This is a genomic window from Pseudoalteromonas sp. PPB1, from assembly GCF_015356275.1.
GTDB lineage: Bacteria > Pseudomonadota > Gammaproteobacteria > Enterobacterales > Alteromonadaceae > Pseudoalteromonas > Pseudoalteromonas rubra_D.
This window is the reverse complement of sequence record NZ_JACEQV010000003.1, coordinates 103,679-115,026: the sequence shown is the minus strand read 5'-3', so window position 1 is coordinate 115,026 and position 11,348 is coordinate 103,679. Positions and strand designations below refer to the sequence as shown.

Below are 11,348 nucleotides of genomic sequence, written 5' to 3'. Positions count from 1 at the left end.
TAAAGAGGTCGCTCCCCCACGAGGGGTTGATTCTACTGAATGAATTAAATTAAATCTATATAAATATAAAAATGAAAACCATTATCATTTGCAATTGAGTTATAGGGACATTATAGTGCACAGCAAAATAGTTCTGATCAATTCTCTGAATGAGGTTTCTATGACTCTAAAGCACAGCAGTATTGCGCTTGGTATAGTGGCGGCGCTTCTTGGTACAACCGATGCAAAGGCCGATGAATTTGAAAAGTCCGCTGAGGTTATTGTTGTTAGTGGTTCGCGGATCGCGCAAAAGCTATCGGATGTGACAGGCAGCGTCAGCGTGGTGACAGAGCAGGCCATGGAACAGGAAGCCAGTATTGACCTGGCAACAGCGCTTCGCTACCAGACAGGTATGAGCACGCAAGGCAGTGCGGGCAATGCGCAGGCGATTACTGTACGCGGGATTGGCGGTAACCGGGTCGTGTATATTAAAGATGGCCGTCGTCTAAATGATGCATACCAAGGGGGGCAGGGGCTGTTGATTGGGCGTGGCTATCTGGATGTAGAAGGTGTCAGACAAATTGAAATCGCCAAAGGGGCTGCCTCTTCATTATATGGCTCTGACGCACTGGGTGGCATTGTTGTCATATCCACTAAGTCGCCCACTGACTACCTGGCAGGCAGCACCCGTTATGCGCACCTCAGCGCTGGCTTTCATGGTGCCAGTGACGAGCAGAGTCTCAGTGGTGTATTCGCAACACGTTTGGGTGAGCATGCGATTTCAGCCCAACTAACCCGCCGTGAGGGCGAGCAGACACAAAACTATGACGAATCTCTTCCGAACTACGGCTACACTGCGACTGCTGCGGTGCTCAAAGGTGAGCTCGCGTTGGATACACAGTCCAGTTTATTGGTCACGCTGGACTACTATAAACAGGAAACCGATCAGGTGCTGGCAGTAAAACGCAATGAAACGGCAGAGGTTAATGATAGTCTGGCGGTGTCGGCGCTGTATAAAAGCAGTGCAGCAACTAAGCTGTTCGATAATCTTGAAGCGCAGGTTTACCTTAGTGATTATGAACAAACAAGTGATCAAGTTCGCACAGGTGCAGATCGCGCCGGACCGTATGTGGATAACAATGACTACCGGTTTGAGCAAACCATTATTGGCACCCGCCTGGTACTCGACAAGCAGCTTAACCTGAGCAATGTGCAGCATCAGCTGGTGTATGGCTTCGATGTTGATCGTTATGAAACGCAGCGCCCTCGTTATAAATCACGGCGCACGCTGCAAGGTGACCTGGTGAAAGATCGCGAAGCGCAAAAAGCTTTTCCAGGTGCAGATACAACGCTGCTGGGGATATTTGTACAGGATAATGTGGCGTTGATCCCCGATAAGCTGACGGTGAATGCCGGGCTGCGTCTCGATAGCTACCGGATGACGCCAAAAGACAACGTACTATACACAGAAGGCGCCTTTGAAAAAATCAATGAAACTGCGTTTTCACCTAAGCTTGGGGCTGTGTACAGCATCACTGAGCATCTGAATCTGGTCGGTCAATATGCGAGAGGGTTTAAGATCCCACCACATGACCAGGCTTATCAGAGTCACGGCGTTGAGCCATTTTATCAAATCATGCCTAATTCAGAGCTGGATCCAGAATATAGTGATAGCCTGGAGCTCGGCCTAAAAGGGCACTTTGATAACAGCCAGTTTTCAGTGGCTGTATTTCACTCGACTTTCGATGATTTTATTGCCAATCAGCTGATCCGCACTGAGCCCACCTTTATTCCAAACGTCAGTAAGCAGGTATTCCAGTATCAAAATATTGAGGAAGTTAAAATCAAAGGGATAGAAGCGAATATGACTCTGTGGCTGGATGAGCAGATTGCCTTAGACAGTGGCCTGACTTATCTGCATGGGAAAAACGCACAAACCGATGAGTATATAGAGTCTTTGAGTCCCCTTAATGGATTTGTGAAAGCGCGTTATGAATCTGAGGACTGGTCGGTGACCACCGCGCTGCGCGCTGCCAGTAACATGGACAAAGTGCCTTCCGATACTAAAATTAAAACGGCTGGCTGGGCTACCGTTGACGTGTTCGCTGATTATCAATGGCACAACTGGAAAGTGAATATGGGTGTGTTTAACTTGCTGGACAAAGAATATGTGCAGTACGAGCGTGTCGCGGGCAGTGCCTTAGACACGGACTTGTCTCAGTACACCATGCCAGGGCGATATCTGGCGGCTAAAGTGAAAGTGACCTTCTGATACGCTTCTGACATCTTAACACTATATAGAAGGGTCTTTGTGTTTAAAACCCTTCTATATGTCGGGCTTGCAGTCTCATGCTGGTTTAAGTAGTGAGGTTAGCGCTATAAATACATCCTCACCAACGCATTAGTTCCAGCCAATTGCACTGCGTCTTCATCATTTGGTAATAAAATGGATTTCACACTTGCAATGCGTGAAAAAAGACGTACAATTCCCCAGCTTCCCAAAGTGGGAAGCAAATCTTATTAATGAAAACAGTCAATCTATGTAGAGGACGGTATGGTAACTATTCGTTTGCAACGTGGCGGCGCTAAAAAGCGTCCATTCTATCAAATCGTGGTTGCGGATAGCCGTTTCTCGCGTGACGGTCGTTTCATCGAGAAAGTAGGTTTCTTTAACCCAATCGCTGCTGGTCAAGAAGAAAAACTTCGTCTAGACCTTGCCCGTGTTGATCACTGGGTAGGTCAAGGCGCTGGTCTTTCTGATCGCGTAGCTAAACTGGTTAAAGACGCTCGTAAAGCGGCTTAATAGGCGTAAGTGTAACCATGAGTCAAGAAAAAACCTCGACAATCGTTGTTGGTAAACTTGGTGCTCCTTATGGCATCAAAGGTTGGCTTAAGGTGCATTCATTTACTGATGATCCCCAAGGGATCTTCGATTTCAGCCCATGGTTGATAGGTCAACAAGGTAAATGGCAAACCCTTGAAGTGAGCGACTGGCGTCGACACAGCAAGGGCTTTATCGCTAAGTTTGCGAACATCAACGACAGAGACGAAGCAATGGCATTGACCAATGCAGAAATCTCGGTAGATGTAGAGCAGCTTCCCGAATTACCAGAAGGGGAGTTTTATTGGCGAGATCTCATCGGTATGACAGTCGTTACGACAAAAGGGTATAACCTGGGTCATGTTGATGACTTGATGGAGACAGGGTCAAATGACGTTTTGGTTGTGAAAGCAAACAAAAAAGATGCATTTGGTCAGTCTGAGCGCTTAATCCCATTCCTGACAGATTCTGTTGTGATTGAGGTTAAGCACGAAGAACGAGAAATTACTGTAGACTGGGATCCGGCATTTTAATGAGTGAACAGCAAAAACTATGGGTTGGGGTGATCTCACTCTTTCCTGAAATGTTTGACGCGGTAACTCAGCAAGGTGTAACCGGTCGGGCCGTAAAAAACGGTTTGATCGACTTTCACTGCTGGAACCCGAGAGACTATGCGCTAGATAAACACAGAACCGTTGATGATCGACCTTATGGTGGTGGTCCGGGGATGTTGATGATGGTCGAGCCTCTCAAGCAAGCTATCCTTGACGCCAAACAGGCGGCAGGGGAGGGCGCTAAAGTAATTTATATGTCTCCACAAGGGCGGAAGTTAGATCAACAAGGTGCGGCCGAGCTGGCTCAATCCGAAAAGTTGATTTTAGTCGCTGGTCGCTACGAAGGTATAGACGAGCGGATCATCGAGTCGTATGTCGACGAAGAATGGTCCATCGGGGATTTTATATTAAGTGGGGGTGAACTGCCTGCCATGACATTGATCGACGCAGTTGCGCGATTGGTGCCAGGTGTGCTGGGACACAACCAGTCTGCAGAACAAGATTCGTTTTCAGACGGCTTATTAGATTGTCCACACTATACTCGGCCAGAAACGTTGGATGGAAAACAGGTGCCTGCTGTATTACTCAGTGGAAACCACCAAGCGATAGCCGAGTGGCGCTTAAAGCAGTCACTGGGTAGAACTTGGTTACGCCGTCCAGACTTGTTGCGTAACCTAGCTCTGACTGAGGAGCAAGTACGTTTGCTTGCTGAATTTCAGCAAGAACATGAAGCTTGTGGCTAGAAGACAGTTACTCCTAGGAATGTGAGAAATAAAATGGCAAAAGTAAACCAAAATATTATTAAAGCGCTTGAAGAAGAGCAGCTTAAAAAAGACGTACCTGCGTTCGGCGCTGGTGACACAGTTGTTGTTCAGGTACGCGTTAAAGAAGGTGACAAAGAGCGTCTACAGGCCTTTGAAGGTGTTGTAATCGCTAAGCGTAATCGTGGTCTTCACTCTGCATTCACAGTTCGTAAAATCTCGAACGGTGAAGGTGTAGAGCGTGTATTCCAAACGCACAGCCCTCTTGTCAGCAGCATTGCAGTGAAGCGTCGTGGTGCAGTTCGCCGCGCGAAACTTTACTATCTGCGTGAGCGTTCTGGTAAGTCTGCACGTATTAAAGAAAAACTTAACTAATACGTCGCATTTACCAATGCTTAAAAACGCCACTCTTTGAGTGGCCCGTTTTGGTTTTTGTATCCTATAATTCCAATCTGCTTTCTAATCATCCTGCTTCCTGTTAGACTGGCTGTATCTTTTAGTTTACTGAAGTAAATAATAGTTTACGGTATGGGAATGAGTCAAACATCTGAACTATCCTTGCTCAGGGAAAAAATTGACGCGTGTGACAGCGCGTTAGTTGACCTGCTCGCGCAGCGGCGTGAGCTCACTGAACAGGTAGGGAAAATTAAACAAGCCTCCGGGGCACCACTGCATGTACCGCAACGGGAAGCAAGCCTGATTGAGGCACGGCGAGCACAGGCTGAGCGCAAAGGGGTAAACCCGGATCTGGTTGAAGACATTTTGCGCCGTATGATGCGTGAGGCTTATGAAAATCAGCAAAGTGAATTGGCATGTGCAGCGCCGCAATTATCCCCTGTGGTGATTGTTGGTGGCGCAGGTGCTATGGGCCAACTTTTTGCTCGCCAGTTGCAACGCTCTGGGTACGAAGTACGGGTGCTTGATAAGGCACAGCAGGCCGATCAAGCAAGCATCCTTGCAGACGCTAGATTGGTATTGTTGAGTGTCCCCATCAATGCCTTGGAGCAAGTGATCCAGGACCTGCCAGCACTGCCTGATGAGTGTATACTCGCTGACATTACATCGGTTAAACAAGCCCCGCTACAGGCAATGATGAAAAAGCATCCCGGACCTGTGGTCGGATTACACCCGATGTTTGGACCAGATATTTCACACTGGGTTAAACAAACTGTTGTGGTGTGCGACGGGCGTGGGAATGAAGTTTACCAGGGACTGCTTGAACAATTACAGATCTGGGGCTGTCATTTGGCCACTATGGCTGCTAAAAAACACGATCAGGCAATGCAGATTATTCAGGTTATGCGCCACCTGACTACTTTTGTATATGGTCAGTTTTTGGCCCGGCAATGCCATACCCTGGAAGAACTGAGAAGCTGCTCATCACCAATTTACCAGTTAGAACTCATGATGGTCGGGCGCTTGTTCGCGCAATCAGGGGAACTCTATACCGATATTATGCTGGCCCAATTTGATGAGGTCGAAGGGTTGCTTGCGAGCTATCAGGATACGTTTGAGCAAACCCTAACCAGGTTGCAGGCTGGGGACAAAGCCGCCTTAATGGCCGCTTTTGAAGAAGCGAAGGGTTATTTCTCGGACAGTGCCCAAACCTTTTTGCGCCAAAGCCGTGGTTTGCTCAATAAGGCTAACGACGCCAAGGTCATTTCATAATTGCCTCATATCAGAGCGAGGCAGGCCTCGCTCTGCATACCTAATACCTATTTCACTTAATACTTGGCCTATTTGAAGGAGCAAATAGGGCGCTAACAGCGTTAAAAATGTCTCATTTAGAACCTTTACTAAGGTATGAGTTCGCAAATTTTCGCCTTGCCTATATGGACGTAGGTGCCTTAGCGATAGCAGGATGCGGGAGCGATGTTATCGCCCCTTTTTTCTCGCCTCAAAATAGCATACTTAATTAAGCAAATTGGTATTATACAACTTCAACAGCCTGCAAAGATTCGCTTTGATAGCAGCCGAGAATGCGCACGAACTGAGTATGCTCTTTTAGCGACTCCAGAGCACTTTGAACCAGTTTATCGGCGACATTGGCCTGCAGGTCAACGTAAAAGACTTCCTCCCAGGGGTTACCTGGTACCGGACGTGATTCCAGCTTAGTCATATTAATGTTGTGCTCTTTGAAAACCATCAAGGCATCGGCTAGCGAGCCGACTTTTTGTTTGGTTGCCATGATCAGGCTGGTTTTGGTCGGGATCTGTGTCGATACTTGCAGTGGCTGGCGTGCAACGACAATAAAACGGCTATGATTTTCAGCCTGGTTCGCGAGGCCTGTTTTGAGCACTTCCAGGCCAAATCCTTTCCCGGCCTGTGCTGAGCCAATGGCTGCACTATTCGGTGTATCGGCTGCCAGTTTTAGCGCACTGGACGTGGAATCGCACGCTTCTTGTGTCAGGTCGCCAAGCCCTTCCAGGAAGCGACTACATTGCGCGAAGGGTTGGTGATGAGCAAAGATCTTGTTGATGTCTTTGAGCGTTGTGCCTTCTTGCGCCAGTAAACAATGTTCCACACTGTGCGTCACCTCACCAATAATGGAAACCTGAGCGTGCTGGAGCAAATCAAAGACCTCATTGATACTGCCAGAGCTAGTGTTTTCAATGGGTAAGATACCGTAATCAGCCTGACCTTTTTCTACAGACTGAGTGATATCTAAAAATGTCTGGCATCCCAGTTCGATCAGGGTACCTGGACGGCGGCTAAAATATTTATGACAGGCAAGCTGGCTGTATGATCCTTGTCCGCCGAGATAAGCTACTTTATGTGTATCGCTCAACGACTCTGGGTTCAGGCTCTTTTGTAGCATCGCTTGCTGGTTTAACACTGAATCTTCCAGGATAACCTGAAAAACATTATTAATATAAAAAGGGTCCAGACCAAGAGATTTACCATAGTTGATGAGCTTTTCAAGTAGCGCGAGCTCACGGGCTTCGTCGCGGATCGGTTTGTTATTGGTTATCTTATATTCCAATACGCTATGGCTTAGTCTGCGGCGTTTTGCCAGCAGAATAAGCAGCTCAGAGTCAATTTCGTTGATGTCTTTACGCAGAGCATCCAAAGTATCTTGTGTCATAGGTCCTCACTCCCATTTTGCCAAAAAAAAGCCTCCCAGTGTGGGAGGCTTAGCTATCTGAACTTTACACGCAAACAGTTAAGCCTCTTCACCTAAAGAAGCTAAAAAAGAAAAAATAGTTGCGTGTTGTTAAAGTCATAAATCTGTCTAAATTTTGGTGCTTAATTTAATTAACGCTATTATTAGCACAGATCATTTTAATTATACAAGCCTGAATTGAGACATATCTGGCAAAGTGTTTGGCGAGGGTACTCATGATCTGGTATATTCTGCGCACTTATCATGAAAAAACTATAACTAGCTAAAAGGTTTATCGTGGGCTATCGACGACCTGTGTCTCGCTTTGGTTTTAACTCGCTCAGTGTCAAACTTCCGGTGTTAACTGCCGCTGTTTGTTTGATTGCCGGGGCAATTGCTGCTGCTCTAATGTTGAAAACCGAAGAAAAGCAGCTTGTTTATGAAGAATTTCATGAGTTGAGAGTGCAAAGTGAACAAACCCTGATGCACTTCTCTGAGTTTCTGACACTAAAGAAAAAGCTGGCTCAGCAAGCCAATATGGTGGTCAGCAGATCCTTGTTTTCAGAGCAAGCCGGACAAACTTCATCAGAACAGCAGGTGCAAATAAATCGACACGATGAGCGCATCAATAGTATTGCGGCTAACGGTATTTCTGCGGCCTACTTACCAGCCAAAAACTTGAACGAAAAGACTCAGGCATTACTTACCGAATCAGAGTTCGTCTGGAACTCTTTGTCACCTTTGCTATTGCAAGACTTTTTCAACTTTTATCTTCATACCACTGATGACTTTGTGCGGATTTCACCACCAAATTCTCTGCTAGTAGACGGCAAAGGAAACAGTCATTTCAGTATTCATGCGTTGCCACTGTTGCGCGAAGAGCTTAACCCCACTCGTCAGGCACTTTGGTCTGGGATCCATTATGACGAAGTCTGGAGTAAGTGGGTCGTGAGTGTGCTAGTGCCATTGTATGTTGACGACGTTTATCGAGGGTTTACGGGGAGTGATTTGGAGCTCGACGTATTACTGAGGCGACTCCCGAAAGTCACTGAAGAGTCTGCATACATTGTGTTTGATAAGCAGGGGCGGGTGTTATCTGCACCCAATATGGGCATCATTGCACATAATAATCGACTGGCAGACAAAGCTGCTTTACCTGCTGCTTTTCAGGAAATGATAGAAAATACGTTGCGCGTTAACTTACCTAGTCTGCAAAGTGAATTTGGGTATCAGCAGGAGTCTTATTTAGCGAACGTTGTTCACCTGACCGAGCTGGATTGGTATATCGGTTATTACAAGAAACGGGACTCGGCTTTGTTTGCATTGCATGATCTGAAGTGGAAGTTCTCTGGTTTGTTTATCATCTATGGGCTGTTTGTTTCTCTGTTGTTGCATCAGGTGATCTATCATTTGATCCTCAGGCGCATTAATCAATCTGTGGATACTCTGGTGTCGTTTGGCAAAGGTCAGCTTAATCACCCAGAATTGCCAGATGCTAATGATGAGCTGGGGATGCTAAACGCCTCAATCAATGATATGAGCGGTGAAACCCGTAAATTGATCCATGGGCTTAATACTCGTGTGTCGGAGAGAGAGTCCGCACAAAAGCAAGCGAACCGACTTGGTAAGGCCGTAGAGTTCTCGGGCACAGGGGTGTTAATTACTAATGACAGATTCAAGATTGAATATGTCAATCCCAAAATGCTGGAGATGACTGGCTTTAATGAAGCGCATTTCATTGGTGCGCCTTTGCTCGGCATTGTTTCGAAAGAGATGGCGATTATTGTCGATGACATAGACTTTGACCTTCGCAGTCGTAACTACTGGCGTGGTGATACACTGCTGCAAGGCGTTTCTGATGAACAGATCTGGGTGAGTCTGAGTATTTCCCCAATCAGAGAAGAGAATGGACGTATTTCCAGCTATGTGGCGTCGGCTCAGGATATTTCCTTTGTTAAAGAGAGCCAGCGGAAAATGGAAGAGCTGGCCTATTTTGATACCCTGACTGGTCTGGCAAATCGTACTTTTTTCCGTATGCAGCTGCGTAAGTCGATGGCACTGGCTGAGCGCGGGCATTATGCCTTTGCACTGTTTTATTTTGATCTCGACGAATTTAAGCGCATTAATGATACGCTGGGTCATGATGCTGGAGACCGGTTACTGGTTGAAGTGGCGGACAGGCTAAAACAGAGGTTGCGTGCAGAAGACACGATTGCACGCCTGGGTGGTGATGAGTTTGCTGTTCTGCTCAGTGGGATTGAGAGTCGCGAAAATGCGATGGACGTAGCACATACCATTCAGCGAACATTGGCGAAACCAATTCGGCTTGGCAATAATGAAGTGATTGTCAGTGCCAGTATTGGCATAACATTGGCTCCTTTTGATAGCAAAGAAGAAGAGCAGTTGCTGAAACACGCAGATTTGGCGATGTATGAGGCCAAAGCGAAAGGGCGAAATACATTCCATTTTTACTCGCAGGAGTTGGATGCGGCGGCCAACGAACGTTTGTATATCGAAAACGAGCTGCGTCAGGCCATTAAGGAAGGACAGTTCAGTCTGCGCTACCAACCCCAGATTGACAGCATTACAGAGCAAGTGGTCGGCTACGAAGCACTGGTGCGCTGGTATCATCCTGAAAAAGGGTTCATTGCACCGACAAAGTTTATACCCATCGCTGAGGCAACCGGTATGATAGTAGAGCTTGGCGCTTGGGTATTGCGTGAGGCTTGCCAGTTTTCGGCCAGGTTACGCCGCAGTGGCCGCACCGCAGATATTTCAATCAACCTATCAGCTCGTCAGTTTAAAGATGCTGAGCTGATTGATAACATTGCAATGACATTAAAAGAGACTGGACTGTCACCTCAGATGCTGCACCTGGAGCTCACGGAGAGTATGCTAATGGGAGACGTTGAAGCGGCAATCGAGCAGCTCCTGGAAATGAAAAAACTCGGTGTGTCTTTGTCCATTGACGATTTTGGCACTGGCTACTCTTCACTGAGTTATTTAAAACGCTTTCCGGTTGACGTACTCAAAGTAGATCGGTCCTTTGTTAAGGACATCCCTGAGGACTCTAATGACATGGAAATCACTGCGGCTATCATCGCGATGGCGCAAAAGCTCAGCATGAAAGTGATTGCAGAAGGAGTAGAAACTCAGGAGCAAGTGGCTTTTTTACAAAGAAACAATTGTTTTATCGTGCAAGGTTATTACTACAGCGCACCTTTGACCGAACATGAAATCTTAATGCAAAGTCAGCATCCGGATATTGGTCAGGGTAAACAGGCGCACTAGAGGATTGGTCTGCGAAGTCGGCTCGGGGCGGACTTCGCACTGCGCCGAGGTTAGCCGCCGGCTATTTTAACCTTAAAGCCCTGCGCTTCTAACAAGGTTTTAAGCTTGTCGCGGTCATCTCCCTGGATCTCAATGATGTTGTCTTTGAGTGCACCGCCCTGGCCCATTTTACTTTTCAGGGTTTTTGCTAATTTTTTCAGGTCGTGTTCGGCAGGGTCGATACCCACAACCAGCATTACGCCTTTTCCTTTGCGGCCTTTTGTCTGTCGCTCTATTCGCACCGCGCCGTCTTTAAATAATTTCACTTCTGGTTCTTGCTGGCTTTCGGTATGTTTGATCCGGCCAGACTCGGTGGAGTACACCAAACGACTTTCTGACATTTTGCCTCTCCTGTATCAATCTTAATACCCTTATGGTAACAAAAAGCAGTATGAAGCGAGATAATTTTTTGGCTAATTTCACTTATCGGTTTATATTTAAAACAACATCATGGATACCAAAATTTAACCAAAGTAGGAGCTTGCGATGAGCCTGAGCAAAAATGCTTCAGCGGATGGAAAAACTCTAACGATTCAAATCAAAGGGAAATTTGATTTCAACTTGGTCCAGTCTTTTCGTCAGGCCTATGCCGACGTAGGTAATCAAACGGAGAAAGTGGTCGTTGATCTTCGCGACACTGACTACATGGATAGCTCCGCATTAGGTATGTTGCTCAACATGAAGAAGACCCTGGGTGATTCGGTATCTAGTATACAGATCAGTAATTGCAGACCCCAGCTGAAGAAGATCTTACAAATTTCACGCTTCGATAAAAAATTTGATATTGACTAATTCACGAG

General features: G+C 46.7%; 10 protein-coding genes. 8 read left to right on the top strand and 2 right to left on the bottom strand.

Features of this window, described 5'->3' with window-relative positions; genetic code table 11:
• Positions 1-160: 160 nt before the first annotated feature.
• The 6 genes from IY568_RS04390 to tyrA all read left to right on the top strand — a co-directional run bounded on the left by IY568_RS04390 (position 161) and on the right by tyrA (position 5,783).
• Entirely contained in the window at positions 161-2,251 is a 2,091-nt protein-coding gene (locus tag IY568_RS04390) for a TonB-dependent hemoglobin/transferrin/lactoferrin family receptor (RefSeq protein WP_194866860.1), read from the top strand.
• A 282-nt stretch (positions 2,252-2,533) separates the two neighbouring features.
• Entirely contained in the window at positions 2,534-2,782 is a 249-nt protein-coding gene (gene rpsP / locus IY568_RS04385) for a 30S ribosomal protein S16 (RefSeq protein ID WP_010382415.1), read from the top strand.
• A 17-nt stretch (positions 2,783-2,799) separates the two neighbouring features.
• Entirely contained in the window at positions 2,800-3,333 is a 534-nt protein-coding gene (gene rimM, locus IY568_RS04380) for a ribosome maturation factor RimM (protein ID WP_046006658.1), read from the top strand.
• Positions 3,333-4,097, top strand: coding sequence for a tRNA (guanosine(37)-N1)-methyltransferase TrmD (trmD, locus tag IY568_RS04375; protein ID WP_010382409.1), 765 nt, complete (start codon positions 3,333-3,335; stop codon positions 4,095-4,097). The genes rimM and trmD overlap by 1 nt, the downstream gene beginning before the upstream one ends.
• Positions 4,098-4,130: 33 nt before the next feature.
• Positions 4,131-4,490: a 50S ribosomal protein L19 gene (gene rplS / locus IY568_RS04370; RefSeq protein WP_125560072.1), complete on the top strand. Its 360-nt coding sequence runs from the start codon at positions 4,131-4,133 to the stop codon at positions 4,488-4,490.
• A 159-nt stretch (positions 4,491-4,649) separates the two neighbouring features.
• On the top strand, positions 4,650-5,783 hold the full coding sequence (tyrA, locus tag IY568_RS04365) for a bifunctional chorismate mutase/prephenate dehydrogenase (RefSeq protein ID WP_194866859.1): 1,134 nt from the start codon (positions 4,650-4,652) through the stop codon (positions 5,781-5,783).
• Positions 5,784-6,045: 262 nt separating this feature from the next.
• Here tyrA and IY568_RS04360 read toward each other — a convergent pair whose 3' ends face one another.
• Entirely contained in the window at positions 6,046-7,200 is a 1,155-nt protein-coding gene (locus IY568_RS04360) for a chorismate mutase (protein ID WP_125560076.1), read from the bottom strand.
• 315 nt (positions 7,201-7,515) lie between these two features.
• Between IY568_RS04360 and IY568_RS04355 the strand changes: the two genes are divergently transcribed.
• A complete protein-coding gene (locus IY568_RS04355; RefSeq protein ID WP_194866858.1) occupies positions 7,516-10,509 on the top strand; it encodes an EAL domain-containing protein in 2,994 nt (997 codons plus the stop codon).
• Between the two features lie 50 nt (positions 10,510-10,559).
• Here the strand turns inward: IY568_RS04355 and IY568_RS04350 are convergent, their stop codons facing one another.
• On the bottom strand, positions 10,560-10,889 hold the full coding sequence (locus IY568_RS04350; protein ID WP_125560080.1) for a stress response translation initiation inhibitor YciH: 330 nt from the start codon (positions 10,887-10,889) through the stop codon (positions 10,560-10,562).
• A gap of 145 nt (positions 10,890-11,034) precedes the next feature.
• Between IY568_RS04350 and IY568_RS04345 the strand changes: the two genes are divergently transcribed.
• Complete coding sequence (locus tag IY568_RS04345) at positions 11,035-11,340, top strand: STAS domain-containing protein (protein ID WP_010382395.1); 306 nt, start codon at positions 11,035-11,037, stop codon at positions 11,338-11,340.
• Positions 11,341-11,348 lie beyond the last annotated feature (8 nt).

Coding starts and splice junctions, on each gene's coding strand:
- IY568_RS04390 (WP_194866860.1), top strand. CDS start 161: ATGACTCTAAAGCACAGCAGTATTGCGCTTGGTATAGTGGCGGCGCTT.
- rpsP (WP_010382415.1), top strand. CDS start 2,534: ATGGTAACTATTCGTTTGCAACGTGGCGGCGCTAAAAAGCGTCCATTC.
- rimM (WP_046006658.1), top strand. CDS start 2,800: ATGAGTCAAGAAAAAACCTCGACAATCGTTGTTGGTAAACTTGGTGCT.
- trmD (WP_010382409.1), top strand. CDS start 3,333: ATGAGTGAACAGCAAAAACTATGGGTTGGGGTGATCTCACTCTTTCCT.
- rplS (WP_125560072.1), top strand. CDS start 4,131: ATGGCAAAAGTAAACCAAAATATTATTAAAGCGCTTGAAGAAGAGCAG.
- tyrA (WP_194866859.1), top strand. CDS start 4,650: ATGAGTCAAACATCTGAACTATCCTTGCTCAGGGAAAAAATTGACGCG.
- IY568_RS04360 (WP_125560076.1), bottom strand. CDS start 7,200: ATGACACAAGATACTTTGGATGCTCTGCGTAAAGACATCAACGAAATT.
- IY568_RS04350 (WP_125560080.1), bottom strand. CDS start 10,889: ATGTCAGAAAGTCGTTTGGTGTACTCCACCGAGTCTGGCCGGATCAAA.
- IY568_RS04345 (WP_010382395.1), top strand. CDS start 11,035: ATGAGCCTGAGCAAAAATGCTTCAGCGGATGGAAAAACTCTAACGATT.